The 25,881-nt window shown below is 71.5% G+C and carries 23 protein-coding genes and 1 pseudogene; 10 read left to right on the plus strand and 14 right to left on the minus strand.

Annotation, left to right across the window (positions count from 1 at the left end; all coding sequences use genetic code 11):
• Positions 1-7 precede the first annotated feature (7 nt).
• Entirely contained in the window at positions 8-274 is a 267-nt protein-coding gene (locus tag I73_RS10280) for an NAD(P)-binding domain-containing protein (protein ID WP_085944592.1), read from the minus strand.
• A gap of 33 nt (positions 275-307) precedes the next feature.
• A complete protein-coding gene (locus I73_RS10285) occupies positions 308-841 on the minus strand; it encodes an outer membrane beta-barrel protein (RefSeq protein ID WP_022980525.1) in 534 nt (177 codons plus the stop codon).
• Between the two features lie 228 nt (positions 842-1,069).
• On the opposite strand from I73_RS10285, the gene I73_RS10290 reads away from it, so the two are divergent.
• Together I73_RS10290 and I73_RS27270 are read left to right on the plus strand one after the other, a co-directional pair.
• The gene (locus I73_RS10290; RefSeq protein WP_022980526.1) at positions 1,070-2,119 is read left to right on the plus strand and encodes a PHB depolymerase family esterase; all 1,050 of its coding nucleotides are present in this window, start codon (positions 1,070-1,072) and stop codon (positions 2,117-2,119) included.
• A 78-nt stretch (positions 2,120-2,197) separates the two neighbouring features.
• A pseudogene (locus I73_RS27270) lies at positions 2,198-3,665 on the plus strand (M20/M25/M40 family metallo-hydrolase).
• A 21-nt stretch (positions 3,666-3,686) separates the two neighbouring features.
• Here the strand turns inward: I73_RS27270 and I73_RS10300 are convergent.
• On the minus strand, positions 3,687-4,748 hold the full coding sequence (locus I73_RS10300) for an aminoglycoside phosphotransferase family protein (RefSeq protein ID WP_083876675.1): 1,062 nt from the start codon (positions 4,746-4,748) through the stop codon (positions 3,687-3,689).
• Positions 4,749-4,896: 148 nt separating this feature from the next.
• On the opposite strand from I73_RS10300, the gene I73_RS27275 reads away from it, so the two are divergent.
• Genes I73_RS27275 through I73_RS32570 form a run of 4 tightly spaced genes read left to right on the plus strand, consistent with a single transcriptional unit; the run spans position 4,897 to position 9,636 of the window.
• The gene (locus tag I73_RS27275; RefSeq protein WP_159105874.1) at positions 4,897-7,269 is read left to right on the plus strand and encodes an LPS-assembly protein LptD; all 2,373 of its coding nucleotides are present in this window, start codon (positions 4,897-4,899) and stop codon (positions 7,267-7,269) included.
• Positions 7,266-8,603, plus strand: a complete 1,338-nt coding sequence (locus I73_RS10310; protein ID WP_026096559.1) for a peptidylprolyl isomerase — start codon at positions 7,266-7,268, stop codon at positions 8,601-8,603. Before I73_RS27275 ends, I73_RS10310 begins: the two co-directional genes overlap by 4 nt.
• A complete protein-coding gene (rsmA, locus tag I73_RS10315; protein WP_022980530.1) occupies positions 8,600-9,376 on the plus strand; it encodes a 16S rRNA (adenine(1518)-N(6)/adenine(1519)-N(6))-dimethyltransferase RsmA in 777 nt (258 codons plus the stop codon). The genes I73_RS10310 and rsmA overlap by 4 nt, the downstream gene beginning before the upstream one ends.
• A 38-nt stretch (positions 9,377-9,414) precedes the next feature.
• On the plus strand, positions 9,415-9,636 hold the full coding sequence (locus I73_RS32570; RefSeq protein WP_148289771.1) for a hypothetical protein: 222 nt from the start codon (positions 9,415-9,417) through the stop codon (positions 9,634-9,636).
• On the opposite strand, the gene I73_RS10320 is transcribed toward I73_RS32570, so the two are convergent.
• The 3 genes from I73_RS10320 to I73_RS10330 all read right to left on the minus strand — a co-directional run bounded on the left by I73_RS10320 (position 9,611) and on the right by I73_RS10330 (position 13,004).
• Positions 9,611-10,006 carry a barstar family protein gene (locus I73_RS10320; protein ID WP_022980531.1) on the minus strand — a complete coding sequence of 132 codons (396 nt, stop codon included), beginning with the start codon at positions 10,004-10,006 and terminating at the stop codon, positions 9,611-9,613. The genes I73_RS32570 and I73_RS10320 overlap by 26 nt on opposite strands.
• 50 nt (positions 10,007-10,056) lie before the next feature.
• On the minus strand, positions 10,057-10,452 hold the full coding sequence (locus I73_RS10325) for a ribonuclease domain-containing protein (protein WP_374701955.1): 396 nt from the start codon (positions 10,450-10,452) through the stop codon (positions 10,057-10,059).
• Between the two features lie 257 nt (positions 10,453-10,709).
• Complete coding sequence (locus tag I73_RS10330) at positions 10,710-13,004, minus strand: NADP-dependent malic enzyme (protein WP_022980533.1); 2,295 nt, start codon at positions 13,002-13,004, stop codon at positions 10,710-10,712.
• Positions 13,005-13,212: 208 nt separating this feature from the next.
• Between I73_RS10330 and thiL the strand changes: the two genes are divergently transcribed.
• Genes thiL through I73_RS10345 form a run of 3 tightly spaced genes read left to right on the plus strand, consistent with a single transcriptional unit; the run spans position 13,213 to position 15,325 of the window.
• Positions 13,213-14,175, plus strand: a complete 963-nt coding sequence (thiL, locus tag I73_RS10335; protein ID WP_022980534.1) for a thiamine-phosphate kinase — start codon at positions 13,213-13,215, stop codon at positions 14,173-14,175.
• Positions 14,172-14,774, plus strand: a complete 603-nt coding sequence (locus tag I73_RS10340) for a phosphatidylglycerophosphatase A (protein WP_022980535.1) — start codon at positions 14,172-14,174, stop codon at positions 14,772-14,774. Before thiL ends, I73_RS10340 begins: the two co-directional genes overlap by 4 nt.
• A gap of 11 nt (positions 14,775-14,785) precedes the next feature.
• Complete coding sequence (locus I73_RS10345) at positions 14,786-15,325, plus strand: CinA family protein (protein WP_022980536.1); 540 nt, start codon at positions 14,786-14,788, stop codon at positions 15,323-15,325.
• An 85-nt stretch (positions 15,326-15,410) separates the two neighbouring features.
• On the opposite strand, the gene I73_RS10350 is transcribed toward I73_RS10345, so the two are convergent.
• Genes I73_RS10350 through I73_RS10380 form a run of 7 tightly spaced genes read right to left on the minus strand, consistent with a single transcriptional unit; the run spans position 15,411 to position 21,397 of the window.
• Positions 15,411-15,644, minus strand: coding sequence for a DUF2789 family protein (locus I73_RS10350; RefSeq protein WP_022980537.1), 234 nt, complete (start codon positions 15,642-15,644; stop codon positions 15,411-15,413).
• A 20-nt stretch (positions 15,645-15,664) separates the two neighbouring features.
• Positions 15,665-17,263 carry an MFS transporter gene (locus I73_RS10355; RefSeq protein WP_022980538.1) on the minus strand — a complete coding sequence of 533 codons (1,599 nt, stop codon included), beginning with the start codon at positions 17,261-17,263 and terminating at the stop codon, positions 15,665-15,667.
• A complete protein-coding gene (locus tag I73_RS10360; RefSeq protein WP_022980539.1) occupies positions 17,260-17,700 on the minus strand; it encodes a DoxX family protein in 441 nt (146 codons plus the stop codon). The genes I73_RS10355 and I73_RS10360 overlap by 4 nt, the downstream gene beginning before the upstream one ends.
• The gene (locus I73_RS10365; protein ID WP_022980540.1) at positions 17,679-19,577 is read right to left on the minus strand and encodes an amidohydrolase; all 1,899 of its coding nucleotides are present in this window, start codon (positions 19,575-19,577) and stop codon (positions 17,679-17,681) included. Before I73_RS10365 ends, I73_RS10360 begins: the two co-directional genes overlap by 22 nt.
• On the minus strand, positions 19,570-19,860 hold the full coding sequence (locus tag I73_RS10370) for a XapX domain-containing protein (protein WP_022980541.1): 291 nt from the start codon (positions 19,858-19,860) through the stop codon (positions 19,570-19,572). Before I73_RS10370 ends, I73_RS10365 begins: the two co-directional genes overlap by 8 nt.
• A gap of 16 nt (positions 19,861-19,876) precedes the next feature.
• A complete protein-coding gene (locus I73_RS10375; protein WP_022980542.1) occupies positions 19,877-20,530 on the minus strand; it encodes a hydrolase in 654 nt (217 codons plus the stop codon).
• A gap of 30 nt (positions 20,531-20,560) precedes the next feature.
• Complete coding sequence (locus I73_RS10380; protein ID WP_026096564.1) at positions 20,561-21,397, minus strand: alpha/beta fold hydrolase; 837 nt, start codon at positions 21,395-21,397, stop codon at positions 20,561-20,563.
• Positions 21,398-21,740: 343 nt separating this feature from the next.
• Between I73_RS10380 and I73_RS10385 the strand changes: the two genes are divergently transcribed.
• Positions 21,741-24,797 (plus strand): sensor histidine kinase, encoded by a 3,057-nt coding sequence (locus I73_RS10385; RefSeq protein WP_022980544.1) that lies wholly within the window; start codon positions 21,741-21,743, stop codon positions 24,795-24,797.
• Here the strand turns inward: I73_RS10385 and I73_RS10390 are convergent.
• The gene (locus I73_RS10390; protein ID WP_022980545.1) at positions 24,784-25,416 is read right to left on the minus strand and encodes a response regulator transcription factor; all 633 of its coding nucleotides are present in this window, start codon (positions 25,414-25,416) and stop codon (positions 24,784-24,786) included. The genes I73_RS10385 and I73_RS10390 overlap by 14 nt on opposite strands.
• Positions 25,417-25,881: the final 465 nt, after the last annotated feature.

Here is a 25,881-nt window from a genome sequence, read left to right on the forward strand (position 1 = left end):
GCCGGCGTCAGGCCCGCCTTGCCCAGGCGTGCGCGGTGTCCGCCAGCGCGCCGTCGGGCGTGGCCAGCAGCCAGACCTCGGCCGGACGCATGGCCGCCGGCTCGCTCACCGGCCGGCCCGCGCCCAGGGCGGCCACGGCCGCCTGGGCACTGTCGGGGCTGCGCGTCAGCACGTCGCCCAGCCTGAACACGCCGGCGGCCTGCCAGAGTGCGGCCAGGGTGCGGCCCACGCGGCCGGCACCCACCAGGTTGAGGGTCGGAGGAGAGGCTGTCATGGGCCGCATTGTGGCGGCCCCTCCCCCCTGGCCTCAGAAGCCGTACTTCACGCCCACCGTGTACTGGTCGTTGACGTTGGTGGTGCCGAAGGTGTTGAAGCGGTAGCGGGTCACCTCGGCGCGCAGGGCCACATTGCGGCTCAGGTCGTACTGCAGGCCGGCACCGAAGTTCAGGCCGCCGCCGTTGTCACTGCCGGTGTTCGTCATGATGGACGCGCGGTCATAGCCGGCACGGCCCAGCAGCGAGAAGTTGCTCGCGCCGATGGGCAGCGTGCCCACCACGTCGAGGTAGCCGCCGTGGCCCTTGACCTCGCTGAGGTCGCTGCTCTGGTGGCCCAGGGTCATGTAGCCCAGCTCCAGCGCCAGGTTGGGGCTCAGCGAGTAGCCCCCATACACATTGACGGTGGCGTTGTGGTCGTTGCCGGCCAGGCCGTTGACGGGCGAGCGCCAGTCGGGCGAGCCGACGCTGCCACCGACGTACAGACCTTCGGCATGGGCACCAACGCTGCCCAGGGCGGCCGCGGCCAACAGGGCGGCAGAGACGGTATGGCGGATCGAGACGGTCATGGTTGTTCCTTTCGAAGTCGCAGCGCGGGTGATGCGCTTGGAGACCATGCTCGGTCGGCTGTGCAAGCTGGCGTTTTCCCTCGCTTCACGCTTTGCAAAGTCCGGCAAGGGAAGGCAAACGCGGTGTTGTCTGAGGAACTCTGGCGGACGCGCTAGCATCAGCGCCATCGCGTGCGGCGCCCGTCCGGGCCGCGTCCCTGTCCGACGTTCCCTGCTCCCGGAGACCGCATGCCTTCCCTGTCCCGACCCCTGGGCGTCCTGTGCCTGCTGCTGTCCCTGTCCATCGGCGCCCCGGTGGCGCAGGCCCAGGACGCCGGCCAGGGCGGCACGCTGCGACAGCGCCTGATCGAGCGCTGGCTGGAACGCAAGGCCGGGCGCGACGAGGCCAAGCTGCCACCGGCCGAGACGGCCAGCGGGCAGGCCATCACCACGCCCGGCGACCACCGCTTCACGCTGAGCGTGGGTGGGCGCCAGCGCAGCTACCTGCTGCACGTGCCGCGCGCGGTGCAGGGCGGCCAGCCCCTGCCGCTGCTGGTGGCCCTGCACGGGGGCGGGGGCAGCGCCCGCATGATGGCCGATGACGGCAACTACGGCCTGGTCAGCGCCTCGGAGCAGCACGGTTTCGTGGTGGTCTTCCCCAACGGCATCAGCAAGATCTCCAGCGGGGCGCTGGCCACCTGGAACGCGGGCCGCTGCTGCGGCGCCGCGCGCGACGAGGGTGTGGACGACGTGGGCTTCATCCGCACCGTGGTGGGCCAGGTCCAGGGCATGCTGCCCATCGACCGCCAGCGCATCTATGCCACCGGCATGTCCAACGGCGGCATGATGGCCCAGCGCCTGGCCTGCGAGGCGGCCGATGTGTTCCGCGCCATCGCCTCGGTGGCCGGCACCGACAACACCAGCAGCTGTTCGCCGTCGCGGCCGATCGCGGTGCTGCACATCCACGCCAAGGACGACCCGCACGTGCTGTTCAACGGCGGGGCCGGGGGCTTTCGCGACGAGTCCAAGGTGACCGACTTCACCTCGGTGCCGGAGACCATCCGCCGCTGGGTCGGCCGCGACCGCTGCAGCGCCACGCCGCGCAACGTGCTGTCCCGCCCCGGCGCCAGCTGCGAGCGCTACACCGGCTGCGCCGGCGGCGTGCAGGTGCAGCTGTGCGTGACCGACACCGGTGGCCATTCCTGGCCCGGCACCACCAAGAGCGCACCGGGCAAGGAGGGGCCGTCGCAGGCCATCCGCGCCAACGACGTGATCTGGGACTTCTTCCAGGGGCTGTGAGTCCGCCTGACAAGGGGGCGGAGGGCGGCGCACAATCGCCCTCCTGACCCCTTTTTCTTCTCCCGGAGCCTTCCCACCATGAACGCCCCCGACAAGCTGCCCGGCCTCGATTCGGCACAACTGGATCGTGACGTCACCGCAGCCTGGAACGAGCGCATCGTTCCCCAGTTGTCCGACTACATCGCCGTCCCGGCCAAGAGCCCGATGTTCGACCCGCAGTGGCGCGAGCACGGCCTGATCGACCGGGTGGTGCGCGACGCGGCCCAGTGGGTCGAAGGCCGCAAGGTGCCCCGGCCTGACGCTGGAAGTGGTGCGCGAGGGCGACCGCACGCCGGTGATCTTCTTCGAACTGCCCGCCACCAAGGCCGACAGCAGCCAGACCGTGCTGGTCTACGGCCACCTGGACAAGCAGCCCGAGTTCAACGGCTGGCGTGCCGACCTGGGCCCCTGGACACCCAAGCTGGAGAACGGCAAGCTCTACGGCCGCGGCGGTGCCGACGACGGTTACGCCATCTATGCCGCCATCAGCGCCATTGAGGCTCTGAAGGCCCAGAACGTGGCCCACCCGCGCATCGTCGGCCTGATCGAGACCTGCGAGGAATCCGGCTCCGGTGACCTGCCCTTCTACCTCGACAAGCTCAAGGCCCGCCTGGGCGACGTGAGCCTGGTGGTCTGCCTGGATTCGGGCGCGGGCAACTACGACCAGCTCTGGCTGACCACCAGCCTGCGCGGCAACATCACCGGCGCGCTCAAGGTCGAGATCCTGACCGAGGGCGTGCACTCGGGCGATGCCAGCGGCCTGGTGCCCTCGAGCTTCCGCATCCTGCGCCAGGTGCTGGACCGGCTGGAGGATTCGAAGACCGGCACCCTGCTGCCGGCGGTCTTCCACTGCGAGATCCCGGCGGCGCGCCGGGCCCAGGCCGAGGCGGCCGCGGCCATCCTGGGCGATGCGGCCTGGAAGACCTTCCCCTGGGCCTGCGGCGCCGATGGCGGCCTGACCCTGCCCACCACCACCGACGCCACCGAGGCCCTGCTCAACCGCACCTGGCGGCCCACGCTGTCGGTCACCGGGGTGGACGGCATGCCGGCCCTGGCCAGCGCCGGCAATGTGCTGCGGCCCTACACCGCCTTCAAGCTCAGCCTGCGCCTGCCGCCGCTGGTGGAAGGCCACGAGGCCGCGGTGCAGCTCAAGGCCCTGCTGGAGGACAACGCGCCCTACAACGCCAAGGTGACCTTCGAGCCCGATGGCCGGGTGGGCAACTGGGGCGCCAGCGGCTGGAACGCGCCGGAGCTGGCGCCCTGGCTGGAAACCGCGATGGACCGGGCCTCGCGCAGCCACTTCGGTGCGCCGCTGGGCTACATCGGCCAGGGCGGCACCATCCCGCTGATGAACCTGCTGCAGCAGGGCTTCCCGAAGGCGCAGATGATGGTCTGCGGCGTGCTGGGCCCCAAGAGCAATGCCCACGGGCCCAACGAGTTCCTGCACATCGGCTACGGCACCAAGCTCACCGCCGCGGTGGCCGAGGTGATTGCCGCCCACCCTTGACGGTGCGCGGCGCGGCGGTCTTCAGCGCAGGCTGAAGGCCGTCGTCGTCAGCGGGCCGGTGAGGGTCTCGATCAGCGGGATCAGCGGCTTGAGTTCGACATAGCGGTTGGCCACCCGCACCACGTAGTGGAAGAAGCGCGGCAGGTCCGCGCTGTACTTGGGCTTGCCGTCACGGTGCTTGAGGCGGCAGAAGATGCCCAGCACCTTCAGGTGGCGCTGCAGGCCCATCCATTCCAGCTGGCGCCAGAACTCGCCGAAGTCGGCATCCACCGGCAGGCCGGCCTTGCGGGCGGCGTCCCAGTAGCGCACCGCCCAGTCCAGCTCGCGTTCCTCGTCCCACGAGAGAAACGCATCGCGCAGCAGCGAGGCCACGTCGTAGCTGATCGGGCCGCGCACCGCGTCCTGGAAGTCCAGGATGCCCGGGTTGGGTTCGGTCACCATCAGGTTGCGCGGCATCCAGTCGCGGTGCACGGCCACGGTGGGCTGGGCCAGCGCACTGGCCACCAGCCGGTCGCAGAGTTGCTGCCAGCGGGCCTGCTGCTCGGCCGTCCAGGTGACGCCGTACTCGCGCTGCACGCACCACTCGGGGAACAGGGCCAGTTCGCGGCGCAGCAGCGCGTCGTCATAGGGCGGCAGGCTGCTGGCGTCCACCTTGGCCTGCCACTGCACCAGGGCGGCCACGGCCTCGCGCATCAGTCGCTCGGCCTGGGCACCGCCCTCGGCCTGCACCGCGTCCAGGTAAAGGGTGCTGCCCAGGTCGGTCAGCAGCAGAAAGCCCTGCTCGGCGTCGGCTTCGAGGATCTGCGGGCCGTGCAGGCCGGCGGCCTGGATCAGGCCGGCCACGTGCAGGAAGGGGCGCACGTCCTCCTGGGGCGGCGGGGCGTCCATGACGATGCGCGGGCCCTGGGCGGACTGGAGGCGGAAGTAGCGGCGAAAGCTCGCGTCGGCCGAGGCCGGGGCCAGGGTCTCGGGCTGCAGGCCGTGGCGGGCCACCAGGGGCGTCAGCCAGGCCTGGAAGGCGGCTTCGCGGGCCGGATCGGCCCAGGCGATGGCAGAAGAGGAAGGGGCGTGGGAGGCAGGCATGGGCACCGTGCCCGCCGCCGGGCCGGCCAGGGCGGGCCTCATGGATAATCCGCGGATTCTAATGACGCCCTCCATGGGTGGGGCCCGGGGTGCAGCGTGCCGCTGCGCCGGTCACCGGTCCGTGCCCGGGCGGCCGCGAGTCCGCGAATTGCGCCAGTCCCATTTTTCTTCTACCCGCCCGCGCCCGTCCCTGCGCTGCCTGTGCCTGCACCTGGCGGCAGCGGGTCTGCTGGGCGGTGGGATGCTGCCCGGCTGGGCCCAGTCGGGCGCCGCCATCCCGGTGCCGCCCACGCCAGCGCCGGATCCGGCCGCCAGCGCCCCCTTCGGCGCCCTGACGGCCAATGGCTTGGCCACCGGACCGGCCCAGCTGATCGCGCGCCACGTCACCAGCGTGCTCGATGGCGAGAGCGTGGCCGATGGCGAGGTCGATCTGCGCCGGGGCGGCCTGCAGCTCACGGCCGACCACCTGCGCTACCTGCAGCCCAGCCAGCTGGCCATCGCCCAGGGCCATGTCCAGATGAGCAACCAGGGTGACCACTACAGCGGTACGGCCGCGCAGCTGCACCTGGACACCAATGCCGGCACGGTGACCCAGCCGACCTTCTTCTTCGGCAAGACCCAGGCCGGTGGACAGGCTTCGCGCATCGACTTCGACAATCCGCAGCGCCTGCACGCCTACGACGCCAGCTACAGCAGCTGCCGGCCCGAGGACGGCTCCGAGCCCGACTGGGTGCTGCGCATGGACCAGCTGGACCTCGACTTCGACCAGAACGAGGGCCGGGCCCAGGGCGCGGTGCTGCACTTCCTGGGGGTGCCCATCCTGGCGGCGCCGGTGATGACCTTTCCGGCCACGTCCGCGGCCAAGACGGGCCTGTTGCCGCCGACGATCAGCATCGACTCGCGCGGCGGTTTCGGCGTCACCCAACCCTATTACTGGCGGCTGGCGCCCAACTACGACCTGACGCTCGGCCCCATCCTGTCGACGCGGCGGGACACGGCGCTGCAGGGCGAGTTCCGCTACCTGCTGGGGGCCAACGACGAGGGCACCATCGCGGCCCACTACCTGCCCTACGACCGCACCACCGGCCACCAGCGCTATTCGGTGGAGGCCGAGCATTACGCTGCCGTGGGCGATGGCCTGCACTACGAGTGGTCCTACCAGGACGCGTCGGACGACCGCTACTGGAAGGACTTCTCGGGCATGCTGCCCAGCCTGACGCCACGCCTGCTGTCCCAGTCCTTCAAGGCCTCCAAGCAGTGGCAGCTCGACCGCGGGGACGTCACCGTGTATGCCGGCGTGCAGGGCTGGCGCACGCTGCAGGACGTGGACAACCCCATCACGGTGCCCTACGAGCGCGCGCCGCAGCTGGGGGTGCACCTGAACCTGGGCCTGCCCCAGGGGTTGGACTTCTCGCTGGAGACCGAGGCCAACCGTTTCGTGCTGGCCGATCGCTCGGCCGGCGACGACCGCGCCGAAGGCAGCCGGGTGCATGCCATCACCTCCCTGTCGCGCCGTTTCGACAGCGGCTGGGGCTGGCTCACCCCCAAGCTCTCGCTCAACAGCGCGAGCTATTCGACGGACCAGCCGATGCTGGACGGCCGGCAGCATGCCAGCCGCAGCATCCCGACCGTGAGCCTGGACAGCGGCCTGCGCTTCGAGCGCGATGTGTCGTGGTTCGGTGCGGGCCTGTCGCAGACCCTGGAGCCGCGTCTGCACTATGTGCTCACGCCCTACCGCGACCAGTCCCTGCTGCCCAACTTCGACACCGCGGCCAGCGACTTCAACTCGATGTCCATCTACCAGGACAACGAGTTCACCGGCGTGGACCGGGTCAGCGACGAGCACCAGGTGACCTTGGGCGCGACCACCCGCTTCATCGACGACCAGTCGGGCATCGAGCGCCTGCGCTTCGGTGCGGCCCAGCGCTTCCAGTTCCGCGACCAGCAGCTGACTTCCAGCGGCACGCCCAGCACCAAGCGGGCGTCGGACCTGCTGCTGTTCGCCTCTGGCCAGCTGACCCCGGCCTGGAGCATGGACACCCTGCTGCAGTACAACTCCGACATCCACAGCTCCGAGCGGACCATCCTGTCCACCCGCTACCACCCGGGGCCCTTCCAGACCGTGTCCGGCACCTACCGCTACACCCGCGGCAGCAGCGAACAGTTCGAGCTGGGCTTCCAGTGGCCGCTCTACCACGGCGGGGGCACCGGCCAGTCCGGCAGCTGCCACGGCACGCTGTACGGCGTGGGCCGGGTCAACTACAGCATGAGTGACCAGAAGGTCACGGATTCGGTGGCCGGCATCGAGTATGACGCCGGTTGCTGGATCCTGCGCGTGGTCAACAAGCGCCAGTCCACCGGGCAGAGCGAAACCACCCAGCGCTGGATGATCCAGCTGGAGCTCACCGGCCTGTCCAGCCTGGGCACCAACCCGCTGCAGGTCCTGAAGGACAATATCCCCGGCTACCAGCTGCTGCGCGACGACAAGACCGGCGCGCAGTCCACTTCCGAGACCCCATGATCGCATCCTCCCGACCTGTCTTCCGCGTGCTGGCCCTGAGCGCGGCCCTGGCCCTCCCGCACGCCGCAGCGCTGGCCCAGGCCGTCGTGGCCAAGGCCGCCTCGGCCCCCGCCACGGCCGACTACATCGTGGCCGTGGTCAACAACGAGCTGGTGACCGAGATCGAGGTGCAGCAGCGCATGGGGCAGCTGGCCGGCGAGGCGCAACGCAATCAGACGCCCGTGCCCGACGACAAGACCCTGCGCCAGCAGGCCATCGACGGGTTGATCAACGAGCGGCTGCAGATCACCGCCGCGCGCGACAGCGGCATGACGGTGGATGACGCCGAACTCCAGCGCGCGGTCGAGAACGTGGCCACGATGAACCACCTGACCGTCGATCAGCTGCGCGCGCAGCTGCGTGCCGACGGCATGGATTTCTTCACCTTCCGCAGCAATCTGCGCGACCAGATCCTGGCCCAGCGCATCCGCGATCGCGAGGTGCAGAGCCGCATCAAGGTCAGCGACGCCGAGATCGAGGACTACCTCGCCGCCCAGCGGGGCAGCCAGGCCAAGCAGGTCGAGCTCAACATCGCCCAGATCCTGGTCACGGTGCCCGAGGGCGCCAGCGACGAGGTGGTGGCGCAGAAGCGGGCGCGCATCGAGCAGGCCCAGGCCCGGCTCAAGGCCGGTGAGCCCTTCGCGCTGGTGGCCAAGGACATGTCCGAGGACGCCAACCACGAACGCGGCGGCGAGATCGGCGGCCGACCCATGGACCGCCTGCCCGACCTGTTCGTCAACGCCGTGCGCATGCTGCCGGTGGGTGGCGTGACGCCGCAGCCGCTGCGCAGCGGGGCCGGCTTCCACCTGCTCAAGCTGCTCTCGCGTGCCGAGTCCAATCCCGGCGAGGTCACCCAGACGCGGGCCCGCCACATCCTGCTGCGGCCCTCGGCCCAGCTGTCGGTGGACGAAGCCCGGCTTCGCCTGTCCGAGTTCCGCAGCCAGATCCTGGCCGGCAAGGCCCGGTTCGAGGACCTGGCCCGCCAGTATTCCGAGGACGGCTCGGCCGCCCGCGGCGGTGACCTGGGTTGGACCAGCCCCGGCTCGCTGGTGCCCGAGTTCGAGACGGCCATGAACGCCCTGTCCAAGGGTGGCATCTCCCAGCCCATCGTCTCGCGCTACGGCGTGCACCTGATCCAGGTGCTGGACCGCCGCAATGTCAAGGTCAGCCCCGAGCAGCTGCGCGACCAGGCCAAGGCGGCGCTGAGCGAGCGCAAGTACCCCCAGGCCTACAACGACTGGCTCGACGAGCTGCGCAGCCACGCCTTCATCGAGATGCGCGAGCCGCCGCTGTGAGTGCCGGCACCGGTCACCACGCGCGCAAGCGCTTCGGCCAGCACTTCCTGACCGACACCGCGCTGATCGACGACATCGTCCGCGCGATCGACCCCCGGCCGGGCCAACCCCTGGTCGAGATCGGTCCCGGCCTGGGCGCCCTGACCCTGCCGGTGCTGGCGCGCTGCGCGCACCTGACCGTCGTGGAGCTGGATCGGGACCTCGCGGCGCGTCTGCGCAAGCGGGGCGACATCGAGGTGGTCGAGGCCGATGTGCTGACCGTGGACTTCGGGGCGCTGGCCGAACGCCTGGGCGGCCCGCTGCGGGTCATCGGCAACCTGCCCTACAACATCTCCAGCCCCATCCTCTTTCACCTGCTGCCCTGGGCCGACCGGGTGGAGGACCAGCATTTCATGCTGCAGAAGGAGGTGGTGGACCGCATGGCCGCCACGCCGGGTCACAAGGCCTATGGCCGCCTGTCGGTGATGCTGCAGTGGCGCTACCACATCGAGTCGCTGCTGGACGTGCCGCCCGAGGCCTTCGATCCGCCGCCGCGGGTCGATTCGGCCGTGGTGCGCATGGTGCCCTGGCCGCAGCCGGTGGCGCTGGACCTGGGGCGTTTCGAGCAGATGGTGCAGGTGGCCTTCTCGCAGCGGCGCAAGCTGCTGCGTCATTCGCTGGGCCGCTGGCTGGACGAGCAGGGCTTTGCCGGCAGCTTCGACCTGCAACGGCGAGCCGAAGAGGTGCCGGTGGCGGAATACGTCGCCCTGGCGCAGGTGCTGCCCACCGCCTGAGGGCGAACCAAGACAAACGGCCCGCCGAGGCGGGCCGTTTGCAAGGCGGCAAAGAGCGCGTCGCTGGCCGTCAGGCCGCGTCGCGCCACATCGCGGTGTCGAAGGCGCTGCACATCATCGGCATGTTCATGCCGAAGTTGGGATTTGCGCCTGCCTTGGTGCTGGCCTTGGTGGCCGGCTTCGTGGGGGCCGTTTCAGCAGCCCGCTCCCATGACCCGTTTTCTTGGGAGCGGGCTACTGAAAAGAATAGAAGCATCTGAACGGGACCTTGCGGTCCGCCCAGAAGTCCGCAGCATCCCGGAACACATCCAGCAGCTGCTCGCGCGATTCGCGGTCGAACTTGCTGTTGTCGGGGATGTGCTCCAGCACCACCACGAAGCCCGGTTGGGCCCCCGACTTGTTGACCAGGTCGGTCATGCAGTCGTAGAGCGCGTCCAGGTTCTTGCCGAAGTGCTGGGGGAACAGGAACGAGGTCGCGATGGTCTCCAGCACGTCCTGCTTGGACTGGGCATCGGTCAGATTGGCGAACAGAAAGTGCTGGCCCGATTCCTGGGCCGCGCGCATCAGGTCGTCGACCCGATAGGCGCGTATCGCCTGCACGATGTTGGGACGGACTGACTGCAGCAGCATGGTCGCGTTCCTCCTCTGGTCAAAAAGTTCAGGCCCTCTTGCTTCGCGGCTCAGGGCAGCACGCGACGAAAGCTGGCGTAATGGTCATCTGTATAAAAACAGGCGTCAGGGTTCCGTGGTTGACGTCCGCCACACACCAGACGTCGCGCACCGCGGTCCCGCGCACCCGGCGTGGGCACGGTGTATTCGCGGTAGTAGCCTCGGGTCTGGCGGGGCAGCAGACGCTCGCGGTTGCCAAACACGATGCCGTCCTTCTCGTGGGGGAAGGGGCCGCCCGAGCGCACCAGCCGCTCGGTGGCCTGCGCCTGAGGCGGCAGGTCGGCCAGCGCCACGGTGGGCAGAGTGACGGTTGCGGCGGTGCTGGATTCGCGGGCCCAGGCGGTCGCTTCCGGCAGGGCCAGACCCGACAGCGCCACGAGCCAGGCCAACGCAACACCGGTTGTCAGGGCGGTCAGCGTGCGCTTGGCATGGTGCTTGGCGCGGTGCCCGGCACACACGGCCAGCCTCTTCGCGTCGAAGGACGGATCCACCGACTGCTCCACCGAGACCGGACCGGACGAAACCACGGGTTTACCCAGAAAGCCTAAACCGTCATGCTAGCCGATTGGCAGAAATACCACAAGTCCGCTGCACGAAAATCGTGCAGCGGAGGGTTTTGTGAGTATGGGCTCGCTTTTGTGCTAAGCCCCGATCTCTGGGGCTGTCAGCGGGCGGCGTTGGCGTCCGCCACGGTCAGGGCCGTCATGTTGACGATGCGCCGCACGGTGGCCGAGGGCGTCAGGATGTGCACCGGCTGGGCCGCGCCCAGCAGCACCGGCCCGATGGCGATGCCGCCGCCCGCGGCCGTCTTCAGCAGGTTGTAGCTGATGTTGGCGGCGTCGATGTTGGGCAGCACCAGCAGGTTGGCCTCGCCCTTGAGGGTGCTGCGCGGCATCAGCTCGGCGCGGTAGGCCGCGTCCAGCGCGGCGTCGCCGTGCATCTCGCCGTCGATCTCCAGCCAGGGGGCCTGCTGCTGCACCAGGGCCAGCGTGTCGCGCATCTTCACCGCCGAGGGCTGGTTGCTGCTGCCGAAGCTGCTGTGCGAGAGCAGGGCCGCCTTGGGCTGCAGGCCGAAGCGCCGGATCTCCTCGGCGGCCAGGATGGTGATCTCGGCGAGTTGCTCGGCCGTGGGGTCGTAGTTGACGTGGGTGTCCACCAGGAAGATCTGGCGATCGGGCAGCACCAGCCCGTTCATGCAGGCGAAGTTCTTCACGCCTTCGCGCCGGCCGATGACCGACTCGATGTGGGCCAGGTGCATCGCGGTGGTGCCCCAGGTGCCGCAGATCATGCCGTCGACCTCGCCCTTGTGCAGCAGCATGCTCGAGATCAGCGTCAGGCGACGGCGCATCTCGATCTTGGCGAACTGCTCGGTCACGCCCTTGCGCTCCATCATCTGGTGGTAGGTCTGCCAGAAGTCGCGGTAGCGGCGGTCGTCGTCGATGTTGACGATCTCGTAGTCACGCCCTTCCTCCAGGCGCAGGCCCAGCTTCTCGATGCGGCTGCGGATGATGCTGGCGCGGCCCACCAGCACCGGGCGGGCCAGGCCCTCGTCGGCCACCACCTGCACGGCGCGCAGCACGCGGCGGTCCTCGCCCTCGGCATAGGCCACGCGCTTGGCCTGGGCCTTCTTGGCCACCGAGAAGATGGGCTTCATCATCGTGCCGGAGGCGTAGACGAAGCTCTGCAGCTTGTCGCGGTAGGCCACCATGTCGGCGATCGGCCGGGTGGCCACGCCGGAGGCCATGGCCGCCTCGGCCACCGCCGGGGCGATCTGGATCATCAGCCGCGGGTCGAAGGGCTTGGGAATCAGGTATTCCGGCCCGAAGGACAGGGTGGCGCCGGCATAGGCCGAGGCCACCACATCGCTCTGCTCGGCCCGGGCCAGCTCGGCGATGGCCCGCACCGCCGCGATCTCCATCTCGTCATTGATGGTGCGCGCGCCGCAGTCCAGCGCGCCGCGGAAGATGTACGGGAAGCACAGGACGTTGTTGACCTGGTTCGGGTAGTCGGTGCGGCCGGTGGCCATGATGGCGTCGTCGCGCACCGCCTTCACCTCCTCGGGCATGATCTCCGGCGTCGGGTTGGCCAGTGCGAAGATCAGCGGCTTGGCGGCCATCGTGGCCACCATGTCGGCCTTGAGCACCCCGCCGGCCGACAGGCCCAGGAAGATGTCCGCGCCGGCGATGGCCTCGCGCAGGCTGCGCAGCGCGGTGGGCTGGGCGAACTGCGCCTTGTCCGGGTCCATCAGCTCGGTGCGGCCTTCGTAGACCACGCCGGCCAGATCGGTCACCCAGATGTTCTCGCGCGGCAGGCCCAGCTTGACCAGCAGGTTCAGGCAGGCCAGCGCGGCCGCGCCGGCGCCCGAGGCCACCAGCTTGACCTGCTTGATGTCCTTGCCCACCACCTTCAGGCCGTTGAGCAGGGCGGCGCCCACCACGATGGCGGTGCCGTGCTGGTCGTCGTGGAAGACGGGGATGGACAGGCGCTCGCGCAGCTTGCGCTCGACGTAGAAGCAGTCCGGCGCCTTGATGTCTTCGAGGTTGATGCCGCCGAAGGTGGGCTCCAGCGCGGCGATCACGTCGACCAGCTTGTCCAGGTCGTTCTCGGCCACCTCCAGGTCGAAGACGTCGATGCCGGCGAACTTCTTGAACAGCACGCCCTTGCCTTCCATCACCGGCTTGGAGGCCAGCGGGCCGATGTTGCCCAGGCCCAGCACCGCGGTGCCGTTGGACACCACGGCCACCAGGTTGCCCCGGCTGGTGTAGCGGAAGGCGTTGGCCGGATCCTCGACGATCTCCTCGCAGGCCGCGGCCACGCCCGGCGAATAGGCCAGCGCCAGGTCGCGCTGGTTGATCAGCTGCTTGGTCGCGCTGATGGCCACCTTGCCCGGGGTCGGAAACTCGTGGTACTCCAGCGCGGCGCGGCGGAGTTGGGCTTGGCGTTCTTCGGCGTTGGACATCGCGGATTCCTTGTGGTCATGCAGTCCGGGCCAGGGCGAGTCTCCGCCGCACGGTCGGTCCGGATGGATCTCGGATTGTAGAAGGCTGTGCCGAGATGCGAAAAATCAGACCCCGGCGCCCGGGACCCGGGGCCATGAGTATTGGCGCAGCGCTGGCGCCACGGTCCTGGCACAGACCCGCAAGCGCCCCGCTGCCACAATCCGGGCCATGGCCCTGGGTGAATTCGAGCTGATCGACCGTTACTTCCGCCGCCCCGTGCGGCGTGCCGCGCTGGGCGTGGGCGACGACTGCGCCCTGCTGAACATCCGGCCCGGCATGCAGCTGGCCGTCTCCACCGACCTGTTGGTGGAGGGCCGCCACTTCCTGTCCACCGTCGACCCGGCGCGGCTGGGCCACAAGGCCCTGGCGGTCAACCTCAGCGATCTGGCGGCCTGTGGCGCCGAGCCGCTGGCTTTCACGCTGAGCCTGTCCCTGCCGCGGCCCGACGAGCGCTTTCTGGCGCCCTTTGCTCAGGGCCTGCTGGCGCTGGCCGAGCGCCATGGCATCGAGCTGGTGGGCGGCGACACCACCGCCGGCCCGCTGACCCTGGGCCTCACCGTGATGGGCGAGGTGCCACCGGGTCAGGCCCTGCGCCGCAGCGGCGCCCGGGCCGGCGATGTGCTGTGGGTCAGCGGCTTTCCGGGCGAGGCCCGGCTGGCGCTGGAGGTCTTCCGCGGCACGCTGTCACTGTCCGAGGACGACTTCCAGGCCGCCCGCCGCGCGATGGAGCTGCCCGAGCCCCGCGTGGCCCTGGGCCTGGCCCTGCGCGGCCTGGCCACGGCGGCCATCGATGTCAGCGACGGCCTGCTGGGCGACCTGGGCCATGTGCTGCGGGCTTCCGGCGTCGGTGCCGAACTGCGTCTGGCCGACTTCCCGCGCCGGCCGCTGCTGGCGCGCCAGCCGGTGGCGGTGCAGCGCATGGCCCTGCTGACCGGCGGCGACGACTACGAGCTGCTGTTCACCGCGCCCGAGACCGCCGGCCCGGCCGTGCAGGCCGCCGCCGCCCAGGCGGGCGTGCCGGTGCAGGCCATCGGCCGCATCACCGCCGCCCCCGGCCTGCAGGCCCTCGACGAGGCTGGCGCGCCGCTGGACCTGGCCGGCTGGGCCGCCTTCGACCACTTCAAGTCATGAGCCCGCAAGACCCCCTCGACACGGTGTCCGACGCCCGCGTCCTCACCGAGACCACCCGCCCCGGCGCCGAATCCGCCGCGGCCGCCCAGCCGCCGCTGCGGCCCGGGCTCTGGCTGCTGCGGCGCTCGCCGCTGCACTGGGTCTCGCTGGCCATGGGCAGCGGCCTGTCGCCGGTGGCGCCCGGCACGATTGGCACGCTGTGGGCCTGGCTGGCCTGGCGCGCGCTGGACCCCTGGCTGAACACGGCCGGCTGGGCCGCGGTGCTGGTGGCCGGCTTCTTCGTCGGCTGGTGGGCCTGCACCGCCACCGCCCGCGCCCTGCGCGTGGCCGATCCGTCCTGCGTGGTCTGGGACGAGGTGCTGGCCTTCTGGCTCATCCTCTGGATCGTCACGCCGGCCGGCTGGGGGCTGCAGCTGGCGGCCTTCGTGCTGTTCCGCCTGTTCGACGCGGTCAAGGTCGGTCCGGTGGGCTGGGCGGACCGGCTCTTCAAGGCCGCGCCCGGCCAGCCCCCGGGCTGGGCCCAGGGCTTCGGCATCCTCTTCGACGACCTGGTGGCGGCACTGTGCACCCTGATGGTCATGGCCCTGTGGCTGTCTTGAGGCCCCGCGGCATGGACCACGACGACACCCTGCTGCACGGCGCTGCCACGTTGCAGGCGGGCCTGGGGCCGCTGGGCGAGGCCCTGCGGGCCCGAGGTTGGCGCCTGACCGCGGCGGAGAGCTGCACCGGCGGCCTGATCGCCGCGCTGTGCACCAGCGTGGCCGGCTCCAGCGACTGGTTCGACCGCGGCTTCGTGACCTACAGCAACGCGGCCAAGACCGAACAACTGGGTGTGCCGGCGCAGCTGATCGCCGCCCATGGGGCCGTCAGCCAGCCGGTGGCCGAGGCCATGGCCCTGGGCGCCCTGGCCCACAGCGAGGCCCAGCTGGCGCTGGCCGTCACCGGCATCGCCGGGCCGGGCGGGGCGGTGCCGGGCAAGCCGGTGGGCACCGTGTGGCTGGCTTGGGCCTGCCGCTCACCTGAACGGACGCCCGAAGTGCACAGCCGTCTGCTGAACCTGCCGGGCGACCGCAGCGCGGTGCGCTCGGCCACGGTGGCCGCGGCCCTGCAGGCCGCGCAACAGCTGCTGCAGGGCCTGCCCCGGCCCTGAAGCCGTTCAAGCCGCGCGGGCCGCGCCGATCAGAAGTCGCCGCGACGACCCCGATGGCCGGAGCCGATGTCCCCAGCCAGCGGGCTCAGCGGCACAGTCTTTCGGACAGGGCCTCGGCCGGCAGGGCCCAGTCGGCATCGTCGGCCACCGCCTGGCGCAGGAAGTCGGCCTGCGCGGGCGACCACACCGGTGCCTCGGGCAGGGCGCAGCCCTGGGCCTGGGGCCGGTGGGCGAGGATCCAGGCTTCGATCTCGGCGGGGCGGGTCGGCAGGCCCAGCTGCTTGAACAGATCGCTCAAGCGGTGGAAAGGCGTGTCCATGAAAGCTCCCTCGTGGACGGTCAGTCCAGCAGGTTCAGGTAATGCCGCACGGCCGGCGGCTCGGTGCCCCGGTGGAAGCGGTGGACGCTGGCCTGCAGCCGGGCATCCTCCTGGGTGCGGCGGTGGTGCTGGCGCCGGTGTTCGTCCCAGGACGGGACGAGGAACCACTCCAGCACCGTGCCGGGGGCGGCGCTGTCCTCGGCCACGCCCCAGCGGAAGGCCCCGCTCTGGCGTCGGCTGCGCCCCAGCTCGGCCAGGGCCCGCAGGAAGTCGGCCCGTTCGGCGGGCTGCACCCGGTACTCCACCTGCACCAGCACAGGGCCGGCGTGGGCGGCGGGATGGGCCAGCGCCGGTTCGGGCCAGGGGTCGGCCGGCGCCAGGTCCGCGTCGGAGGTCGGCAGCGGCCCCAGCCGCCACAGGCCCCCCGTGGCCAGCAGCAGGGCCGCACCGCTCAGGGCCAGCACCGTGGACGGCTGGTGGCCGTGGGCGGCGGCGCCCCAGGCCAGGCTGCCCAGGGCCAGGGCGCCGTTGAAGACGGTCAGGTACAGCGCCAGGCCGCGGCCGCGCACCCAGTCGGGCAGCTCGGCCTGGGTGCCGCTGCTCAAGGTGGTCAGCACCGCGATCCAGCCCCAGCCCAGCAGCCACAGCAGCGGGGCGGCCAGCAGGGCGGTGGGCGCCACGCTCAGACCCACCACGGTGGCACCGGTCAGCGCGATGGCGCTCAGCAGCAGGCCGTTGGCGCCCAGCCGGGCGCGCAACCGGGGCAGCAGCAGGGCACAGCAGACAGCGCCCAGGCCCACCGCCCCCAGCAGCAGGCCGTAGAGGCCGGCGCCGCCGTGCCAGCGCTCGCGCACCAGCAGCGGCAGCAGGGTCCAGATGGCGCTGGCCAGGCCGAAGTACAGGCCGGCCAGCCACAACAGCCGCCGCAGGCCGGGGCTGGCCAGGGCAAAGCGCAGCCCGGCGGCCAGCGCACTGCCGAAGGGCTCGCTGCCCATGGGCTGTTCCGGCGCGCTGCGGCGCCAGCGCTGCAGGGCCGCCAGCACGGCCAGGCTGCTCAGCACATGCACGCCGTAAGCCGACACGGCGCCCGCCACGGCCACCAGCAAGCCGCCCAGGGCCGGGCCGATCGAGCGTGAGACGTTCAGGGCCAGCGAGTTCAGCGCCACCGCCTCGCGCAGCAGTGGCCGACCCACCAGCTCGGGCACGATGGCCTGCCAGGCCGGCGCCATCAGCGCCGCGCCGGCCCCGCCCAGAAAGCTCAGGGCCACCAGGCTGGTCAGCCCCAGGTCCCGGTGCCATGCCAGGCCCAGCAGGGCCAGGGTCACGACGGCCAGGAAGAGCTGCACGGCCATCAGCAGGCGGCGGCGGTCCAGGGTGTCGGACAGCACGCCGGCCGGGATGGCCAGCAGGCAGATGGGCAGGGTCGCGGCGGCCTGCACCGCGGCCACGGCCACCGCGTCACCCCCCAGGTCGGTGGCCAGCCAGGCGCTGGCCACGTCCCGCACGAAGGTGCCCACATTGCCCAGGATGGTGGCCACCCAGAGCAGGCGGAACACGGGCACCTTCAGCGGGCCCAGCGCGTTGCCCGCGGTGGGCTCGCGGCCCGGTGTCCCCATCATGGCCCCTGACGGTGGCGCAGGCTGGCCAGCGCCACCATCCCCCAGGCCCCGGCCAGACCCAGGTGCTCCATGAAGGCATTGAGCAGCGGCGCCCGGCTGTCGGCCGGCACGCTCCAGAAGGGGTTCGCGATGACGCTGGCGGCCAGGGTGAAGGCCCCCAGCGCCAGCGCGGCGGGGGCGCGCTGCCAGCCGGTGAGCACCGCCAGCGACGCGGCCAGCTCGAAGACGATCACCGCCAGGGCCATGGGGCCGGCCGGCTGCAGGCCGAAGTGGGCCATTTCGGCGGTGGCGGCCGACAGGTCCCAGGCCTTGGTCAGCCCGCCCTGCAGATAGGCCGCGCACAGGGCCAGCAGGCCCAGCCAGCGCAGCGGGCCGAGCCAGGCGGGCTCGGACGGGGTGGTGGGGGTGACGGTGTTCACAGGGCCCAGCATGCGCATCCCAAGGCTCCCCAGAAAGAGGTCAGGTCATCGGCCGGAATGCTGCCGGCCCAGGCCTGGGCATGGGCGTGGCCATGCACCTGGCAGGCACTGGCGCAGCCGCAGGCCGCGGCCGCCCGGCGCATGGCCGCCTGCAAGGGCGGGGCGCCGCTCCCGGCCCCTTCGCGGCCCCAGGCACCGTAGCCGCCGAAGCGCCGCACCGGCGACCAGTCCGGCATGGGCGGCGGCGGGGCCTCGTCCAGCGGGGCGAACTCGCCGGCTGCCCAGACCACCCGGCCGCCGACCAGGGTCAGCAGGGCCGTGGTGTCGGCGATGTCGCTTTCCGGGCAGCCGAAGAAGTCGCGGTCGGGCACCACCAGATCGGCCAGCTGGCCGGCCTGGATGCGGCCCTTGATGCCGACCTCGTTGGAGAACCAGGTCACGTTCTCGGTCCACATGCGCAGCGCGGTCTCGCGGTCCAGGCAATGGCGCTGCGGGGTGAGCTGCAGGCCGCCGACCGTCTTGCCGGTGATCAGCCAGGACAGCGAGACCCAGGGGTTGTAGCTGGCCACCCGGGTGGCGTCGGTGCCGGCCGAGACGTGCAGGCCCTTCTCCAGCATGCGGGCCACCGGCGGCGTGGCCTCGGCGGCGCGGGCGCCGTAGCGCTCGACGAAATACTCGCCCTGGTAGGCCATGCGGTGCTGCACCGCCACGCCGCCGCCCAGCGCGGCGATGCGGTCCATCGAGCGCTCGGAGATGGTCTCGGCGTGGTCGAAGAACCAGTTCAGCCCGTCCAGCGGCACCTCGCGGTGGACCTTCTCGAACACGTCCAGCGCCCGGCTGATGGTCTCGTCGTAGGTGGCGTGCATGCGCCAGGGCCAGCGGTTCTGCGCCAGGATGTGCACCACCGCCTCCAGGTCCTGCTCCATGCGCTCGGGCATGTCGGGCCGGGGCTGGCGGAAGTCCTCGAAATCGGCCGCCGAGAAGACCAGCATCTCGCCCGCGCCGTTGTGGCGGAAGTACTCGTCGCCCTGCTTGTACTTGACCGTGCCGGCCCAGTTCAGGAAGTCCTGCTTCTCCTGCCCGGCCTTCTGGGTGAAGAGGTTGTAGGCCAGGCGGATCGTCAGTTGTCCGGCGTCGGCCAGCTGCTGGATGATCTGGTAGTCCTCGGGGTAGTTCTGGAAGCCGCCGCCGGCGTCGATGGCGCCGGTCACGCCCAGGCGGTTGAGCTCGCGCATGAAGTGGCGCGTGCTGTTGAGCTGGTACTCCGGCGGCAGGCGCGGGCCCTTGGCCAGCGTGGCGTAGAGGATGGCGGCATTGGGCTTGGCCAGCAGCAGGCCGGTGGGGTGGCCGGCGCTGTCGCGCACGATCTCGCCGCCGGGGGGCGCCGGGGTGTCGCGGTCATAGCCCACCACCCGCAGCGCGGCGGCATTGAGCAGGGCGCGGTCGTAGAGGTGCAGGATGAAGACCGGCGTGTCGGGCGCGACCGCGTTGATCTCCTCCAGCGTGGGCAGGCGCTTCTCGGCGAACTGGTGTTCGGTGAAGCCGCCCACCACCCGCACCCATTGCGGGGCCGGGGTGACGGCGACCTGGGCCTTGAGCATGGCCATCGCGTCGGCCAGGCTGCGCACGCCGTCCCAGCGCAGCTCCAGGTTGTAGTTCAGCCCGCCGCGGATGATGTGCAGGTGGTTGTCGATCAGGCCCGGCAGCACCGTGCGGCCGCGCAGGTCGATCACCCGCGTGGCGGGGCCGGCCAGGGCCAGGATCTCGGCGTCACTGCCGACGTGGGTGAAGCGGCCCTCGCGCACCGCCACCGCGCTGGCCTGGGGGCGGGCGCGGTCCAGCGTGGTGAAGCGGCCGTGGTGGAGGATCAGCTCGGGCAGCTGGGATTCAGTCATCGGGGGTCTCCTGGCGGGCCAAGGTGACAGGGGGCGTCGGCTCGGACGGGTCGCAGCCGGGCAGCGCCCCGAACATATGGGGTCGGACCTGCTGCTGCAACCAGCTCACGCCGGTCGGGCGGGACATCAGGTGCCGCACCAGGGGCGGGATCTGCTCGCCGGCCAGGATGCCCAGCAGGCCGACCAGGGCGATCACCGGCGGGGCCGGCGAGCGCACGTTGAGCAGGGCGTAGATCACGCCGACAAGCAGGCCGGCCGCGGCCGACAGCAGGTAGGGCTTCATGGCCGGCCTCCGGGGGTCAGCCCTCGTGGGCGCCGAACATGGTCTTGGCGTAGTTGATGCCGATGCCGTAGGCGCCGCCCACCTTCTTGGCGATGCCGGTGGTCAGCTCGTAGGTCTCGCCGCGGGCCCAGTCGCGCTGCAGCTCCAGCAGGTACTGCAGGGAGGTCATGGGCTGGGCGCCGGCCTGCACCATGCGGTCCATCGCGCGCTGGTGGGCTTCGGGCGAGACATCACCGCAGGCGTCGGCGATGACATAGACCTCGAAGCCCTGGTCCAGGGCCGACAGGGCCGGGCCGACGATGCACACGCCCGTCCACAGGCCGGCCAGCACGATGCGCTTCTTGCCGATGCGGTTGACCTCGGCGATCACCGCCGTGTCCTCCCAGGTGTTCATCGAGGTGCGGTCCAGCATTTTCTGGCCGGGGAAGGGGGCGGTGATCTCGTCGAACATGGGGCCGGAGAAGCTCTTCTCGGCCACCGTGGTGAGGATGGTGGAGACACCGAAGCCCGAGGCGGCCTGGGCGATCAGCGAGGCATTGGTGCGCAGCTCGATGGCCGAGATCGAGTGCGTGGCAAAGGCCATCTGCGACTGGAAGTCGATCAGGATCAGCGTGTGGTCGGTGGGCTTGAGCAGCTTGGCGCCGGGGGCAGCAATGGCGGTGGGGGTCATGGTCGGTCCTTTCAATGGGAGGGGAGGGCCTCAGCCCTGGATGAAGGCGAGCAGGTCGGCGTTAAGCTGGGCGGCGTTGACCGTCAACATGCCGTGCGACAGGCCGGGGTAGACCTTGAGCGTGCCGCGCTGGAGCAGCTTGATGGCCTTGAGCGCGGCGTCGTGGATGGGCACGACCTGGTCGTCGTCGCCGTGCATCACCAGCGTGGGCACGGTGATGGTCTTGAGGTCCTCGGTCTGGTCGGTTTCCGAGAAGGCCTTGATGCCGTCGTAATGGGCCTTGGCGCTGCCCATCATTCCCTGGCGCCACCAGTTGTCGATCACACCCGGCAGCGGGGTGACGCCGGGGCGGTTGAAGCCGTAGAAGGGGCCGGCGGGCACGTCGTGGAAGAACTGCGCGCGGTTGTCGGCCACGCCCTTGCGGAAGCCGTCGAAGACCTCCATCGGCAGGCCCTCGGGGTTGGACGCGGTCTTGAGCATGATGGGCGGCACGGCGGCCACCAGCACGGCCTTGGCCACGCGGCCGGCTGGCTGGCCATGCCTGGCCACGTAGCGGGCCACCTCGCCACCGCCGGTGCTGTGGCCGATGTGCACGGCATTGCGCAGGTTCAGGTGCTCGACCACCGCGAAGGCGTCGGCCGCGTAGTGGTCCATGTCATGGCCTTCGCTGACCTGGGCCGAGCGGCCGTGGCCGCGGCGATCGTGCGCCACCACGCGGAAGCCGCGCTGGACGAAGAACAGCATCTGCGCGTCCCAGTCGTCGCTGGACAGCGGCCAGCCGTGGTGGAAGACGATGGGCTGGGCGGTCTTGGGGCCCCAGTCCTTGTAGAAGATCTGGGTGCCGTCGGCAGTGGTGACGAAGTTCATGGTGGCTCCGGGGTGGGGGTGGGCGGGATGTGCGGCCGGTGGCGTGCCGGCCGCGCCGGCCGTCAGGGGCCAGGCCGCAGCCAGGCCGGTGGCCAGGGCCAGCTGGCCACTGCGCCGCAGGGCCTCTCGGCGCTGCGGGTCGCTGGGGTCGGGTGTGGTGGTGGGGGGCATGGCGGTTGCCTGAGGGGCAGGCCGGTGTGTGTGGGGGGGAGCCCCATGCTAGGAACGCTCCGCCCTGGCCGACAGCCGCCGATGGGAGAGCCGCGCCTCTCCCATTGGAGCTAGCTCCGCCGGACAGGCGGCCGCCATAATCCCGTCACCCCCGCAGCCCCGCCCTCTGTCGATGCCCGTTCGCCCGCTCTGGCTGCTGCTGCTCCTGACCGTCCTGCTGGCCTGGCCCGGCACCCCGGCCCGGGCTCTGGCGCTGGACCGCCGCATCGACCAGCTGCACCACACCGCCTGGATCGCGCGCGATGGCGCGCCCACCGAGATCTCGGCCATCGCCCAGACGGCGGACGGCTTTCTCTGGCTGGGCACGGCCGCCGGGCTCTACCGCTTCGACGGTCTGTCTTTCGAGCGGGTGGACCTCTTTCCCCATGGCGGCGGCCTGGGCTTGTCGCAGAACATCGCCTCGCTGACCGTGGGCCCGGACGGCGCGCTGTGGATCGGCTTTCGCCTGGGCGGGGTGATGCGGCTGCCCGACGGCGACGTGGCCAGCGCCCGCTGGTACGGCCTGGAGCAGGGCCTGCCGGTGGGCACGGTGTTCGATGTGCAGCCCGATCGCCAGGGCCAGGTCTGGGCCGGCACCAGCCGCGGCCTGTTCGTGCTGCGCGGGGCGCGCTGGGTGTCGCAGGGATCGGCCCAGGGGCTGGACGAGCGCTTTGTGGACAGCCTGAGCCTGGATCCGGACGGCACCTTGTGGGTGAGCGGGCCGGACCGGCGCTGGTACGCGCATCGGCCCGGGGCCGAGGGCTTCGTGGTGGAGCCGGCGCTCGACGGCACGAAGCACCGTGTCCGCCTGGGGGACACCGGGCGCTGGGTGTGGGATGGGCAGGACCGCTTGCATCCGCAGGGGGATGTCCACCGGGGCTGGACGCTGGATGTGGCCAGCGGCGCCCTGCTGGTGGACCGGGATGGCAGCTTCTGGGTCAGCACCAGCCGGGGCCTGCTGCGTGGCGTGCCTGCGCGGCCCGGCCTGCCGGCGCAGGGATGGCAGCGTTTCGGCCGGGCCGACGGGCTCAGTGCCGACCGCGTGTTGTCCGCCTATGAAGACCGCGACGGCACCCTCTGGTTCGGCACCGTCAACGGCCTGGACCGCTTCCGCCCGGCACCGGCGGTGGCCGCGCCGCTGCCCCAGGGGCCCGACACCGGCGCCCTGGCGCCGCTGCCGGATGGCACCGTGCTGGCTGGGTCGGTGGGCCAGCCGCCGGCCCGCCTGACCGCCGAAGGGCCACCCCAGCCCCTGCCGGGCGGGTCGGCCCTGGTCCAGCGGGACGGCACGATGGTCGGCGTGGCCTTCACCGACGACGACGGCAGCGCCTGGCTGGGCGGCATTCCGAACCTGTGGCACTGGGCCCAGGGGCGGCTGACGCCCGTGGCGGCGCCGGCCGATCTGCCGCCCCGGCGGCCGGTGCAGACCCTGGGCCGCGACGCCCAGGGCCAGCTGTGGGCGGCCTGGGTCGGCTTCGGGCTGCGGCGCTGGAACGGCCAGGGCTGGGATGCACCGGCCCCCACCGCGCGCCGCAACGGCATCCCCGAGATCGTGATGACCGTGGTGCGTGACCCGCAGGGCGGCTTCTGGCGCGGCCTGGCCTCGGGCGAGGTGGTGCGCCGCCTGGCGGGCGAGGAACGGGTCTTCGACCGCAGCGACGGCCTGGACCTGGGCATCGTCCTGTGCCTGCAGCCCTGGGGGCAGGCGATGTGGATCGGCGGCGAGCGCGGGGTGGTGCTGTGGGACCAAGGCCGTTTCACCGCACTGCAGCTGGCCGAGGGGCCCGAGCCGCGGACCGTGTCGGGCATCGTGCAGGACGGGGCCGGCAACCTGTGGCTCAACGGCGAGGCCGGGCTCTGGCGCGTCGCGGCGGCCGATGTCCAGGCCTGGCGCCGCGATCCGGGCTTTCGTCCACCGGCGCTCCGGCTGGACTGGCGCGACGGCGTGCTGGGCCCCTCGCCGCAGATCCGCCAGCTGCCCTCGGCCGTGCTGGACACCGCCGGGCGGCTCTGGTTCAGCCGCAACAGCGGCGTCTACTGGCTGGACCCGGCGGCGACGCTGTTCGCCCCGGTCCATGCGCCGCAGGTCCGGCTCACCAGCCTGGTGGCGGACGGCCACGAACTGCCGGGCTCGCCCGCGCCCACCGAGCTGGCTGCCGGAACCGGCCAGCTGCGCATCGGCTACACCGCCCCGCTGCCGGGCCGGCCGGAGCGCATCCGCTTCCGGCACCGCCTGCTGGGGCTGGACGCCAGCTGGCAGGAGGACGGCGACCGCCGCCAGGCGGTCTACACCCGCCTGCCGCCCGGGGCCTATGTGTTCGAGCTGCAGGCCCTGGAGCCGGGGCAGTGGCAGACGCCGGTCAGCCGTTGGCCGTTCGTCGTGCCGCCGGCCTGGTACCAGACCCGGACCTTCCAGGGGCTGCTGCTGCTGCTGGCGCTGTCCGCGGGCTGGGGCGTGTACCGCTGGCGCCTGCTCGCCCATGGCCGCCGCGTGCAGGAGCGGGCGGAGGTCCGTCTGGGCGAGCGCGAGCGCATCGCCCGTGAGCTGCACGACCACCTGCTGCAAGGGGCGATGGGCCTGACCCTGCAGGTCCAGGCCGGCATGGAGGAGATGCCGCCGGGGCACCCGGCGCGGGCCCGGCTGGAACGCGCCCTGGAGCAGGCCGATGCCCTGCTGGTGCAGACCCGCGACCAGGTCCAGGCCCTGCGCATCCACCAACTGGGTGAGAACCTGGGCACGCTGCTGCTGCAGCAGGCGCTGGCGCTGCGGGGCGAGCGGGCCGAGCCCGCCATCGAGCTGGTGCAGACGGGCGAGGCCCGTGCGCTGTGTCCGGAGGCGGTGACGGAGCTGCTGATGCTGGCCCGTGAGGCCGTGCAGAACGCCCTGCGCCATGCCCAGGCCCGCCACATCGTGCTGCAGCTGGCGTACCGGCCCGATGGCCTGCGCCTGTCGGTGAGCGACGATGGCCGGGGCATGCCGGCCGAGCCGTCGCCGGCGCCGGGGCATTGGGGGCTGCGGGGCATGCGTGAGCGTGCCGCCCAGTTGGGCGCCCGCCTGAGCTGGGAGCCGGTGACGGAGGGCGGCACCCGCGTGGTGCTGTGGGTGCCCGCGCAGCAGGCCTACGGCGAGGCGGGTGACGCCGGAGCGACGCCGGGGCGCGCCCTCTGGCGCCGGCTCACAGGCGGATGAGGCCGCGCTGCAGCGCGATCACCACCGCATGGGTGCGGTCGCGGGCCCCGAGCTTGGACAGGATGGTCTTGACCCGCGCCTTGATGGTCTCTTCCGACAGGGCCAGCAGTTCGCCGATCTCGCGGTTGGACAGGCCCTGGGCCACCTGCCGCAGCACCTCGGCCTCGCGCTCGGTGAGCTGCTCGTCGGTGGCGTGGGTGGCGATCTCGATCGCCACCTCGCTGGGAATCCAGCGGCCGCCGCCATGGACGGCGCGGATCGCATCGATCAGGCAGGTGCGCAGGGCGCTCTTGAGCAGGTAGCCGGCCGCCCCGGCCTTGAGGGCCTGCCAGGCGCGGGCGTCGGCCTGGTAGGTGGTCAGCACGAGGATGCGGGCCTGCGGCGCCTCTTCCCGGATCTGCTGGATCGCCGCCAGGCCGTCCAGGCCGGGCATCTGCAGGTCCATCAGCGTCACGTCCGGCCGCAGTTGCCGGAACAGCGCCACGCCCTTGGCGCCGTTGTCGGCCTCGCCCACCACCACCATGTCGGTCTGGCGCCCGACCACCGCGGCGATGCCTTCCCGCATCAGGGGATGGTCGTCGACCGTGAGGACCTGGATGGGGGCGGTGGGCTGAGGCAAGGCGCAGGGAGAGGGTGGGGTGGGGAGGATGGATTGGACCACCTTCGCTTGAGGGAAATCAATCGTGTGATGCGATGTCCATCCCAGGTAACCCTGACCCTCTTTCGGGTTGCGCGGCCACCCCCACCCGGGGCTGTCCGAGGGCCCTGCGGGGCGGCACCATGCCCGGGCCCACAAGGCTCAGGGAGCACAACATGACGGAACACCCCTCACCCCAGGCGCTGGTCAGCCACGATTGCCCCTTGCTGAGCGCGGGCATCGCGGCGGCGGTGGCCCCGTGCTGCCAGGTGTCCACCTGCGCCCGCACGGAGCTGGGCCCGGCGCTGGCGCGTCGGCGCTTTGAGCTGGTGATCAGCGGCCATGCCGAGGCCCTGGATGGGCTGTCGCAGACGCCNGGCCTGCGCTGGCTGGTGGTGGCCGAGGCCGAGCACCGTGGCGAAGCGGTGCGACAGGCCCTGGCGGCCG

Source organism: Ideonella sp. B508-1 (assembly GCF_000333615.1).
Classification (GTDB): domain Bacteria; phylum Pseudomonadota; class Gammaproteobacteria; order Burkholderiales; family Burkholderiaceae_C; genus Ideonella.

Bases quoted from the DNA above. Each gene is read 5' to 3' on its own strand.
- I73_RS10280 (WP_085944592.1), bottom strand. From the start codon at position 274: ATGACAGCCTCTCCTCCGACCCTCAACCTGGTGGGTGCCGGCCGCGTG.
- I73_RS10285 (WP_022980525.1), bottom strand. From the start codon at position 841: ATGACCGTCTCGATCCGCCATACCGTCTCTGCCGCCCTGTTGGCCGCG.
- I73_RS10290 (WP_022980526.1), top strand. From the start codon at position 1,070: ATGCCTTCCCTGTCCCGACCCCTGGGCGTCCTGTGCCTGCTGCTGTCC.
- I73_RS10300 (WP_083876675.1), bottom strand. From the start codon at position 4,748: ATGCCTGCCTCCCACGCCCCTTCCTCTTCTGCCATCGCCTGGGCCGAT.
- I73_RS10310 (WP_026096559.1), top strand. From the start codon at position 7,266: ATGATCGCATCCTCCCGACCTGTCTTCCGCGTGCTGGCCCTGAGCGCG.
- I73_RS10320 (WP_022980531.1), bottom strand. From the start codon at position 10,006: ATGCTGCTGCAGTCAGTCCGTCCCAACATCGTGCAGGCGATACGCGCC.
- I73_RS10330 (WP_022980533.1), bottom strand. From the start codon at position 13,004: ATGTCCAACGCCGAAGAACGCCAAGCCCAACTCCGCCGCGCCGCGCTG.
- thiL (WP_022980534.1), top strand. From the start codon at position 13,213: ATGGCCCTGGGTGAATTCGAGCTGATCGACCGTTACTTCCGCCGCCCC.
- I73_RS10340 (WP_022980535.1), top strand. From the start codon at position 14,172: ATGAGCCCGCAAGACCCCCTCGACACGGTGTCCGACGCCCGCGTCCTC.
- I73_RS10345 (WP_022980536.1), top strand. From the start codon at position 14,786: ATGGACCACGACGACACCCTGCTGCACGGCGCTGCCACGTTGCAGGCG.
- I73_RS10350 (WP_022980537.1), bottom strand. From the start codon at position 15,644: ATGGACACGCCTTTCCACCGCTTGAGCGATCTGTTCAAGCAGCTGGGC.
- I73_RS10355 (WP_022980538.1), bottom strand. From the start codon at position 17,263: ATGATGGGGACACCGGGCCGCGAGCCCACCGCGGGCAACGCGCTGGGC.
- I73_RS10360 (WP_022980539.1), bottom strand. From the start codon at position 17,700: ATGCGCATGCTGGGCCCTGTGAACACCGTCACCCCCACCACCCCGTCC.
- I73_RS10365 (WP_022980540.1), bottom strand. From the start codon at position 19,577: ATGACTGAATCCCAGCTGCCCGAGCTGATCCTCCACCACGGCCGCTTC.
- I73_RS10370 (WP_022980541.1), bottom strand. From the start codon at position 19,860: ATGAAGCCCTACCTGCTGTCGGCCGCGGCCGGCCTGCTTGTCGGCGTG.
- I73_RS10375 (WP_022980542.1), bottom strand. From the start codon at position 20,530: ATGACCCCCACCGCCATTGCTGCCCCCGGCGCCAAGCTGCTCAAGCCC.
- I73_RS10380 (WP_026096564.1), bottom strand. From the start codon at position 21,397: ATGAACTTCGTCACCACTGCCGACGGCACCCAGATCTTCTACAAGGAC.
- I73_RS10385 (WP_022980544.1), top strand. From the start codon at position 21,741: ATGCCCGTTCGCCCGCTCTGGCTGCTGCTGCTCCTGACCGTCCTGCTG.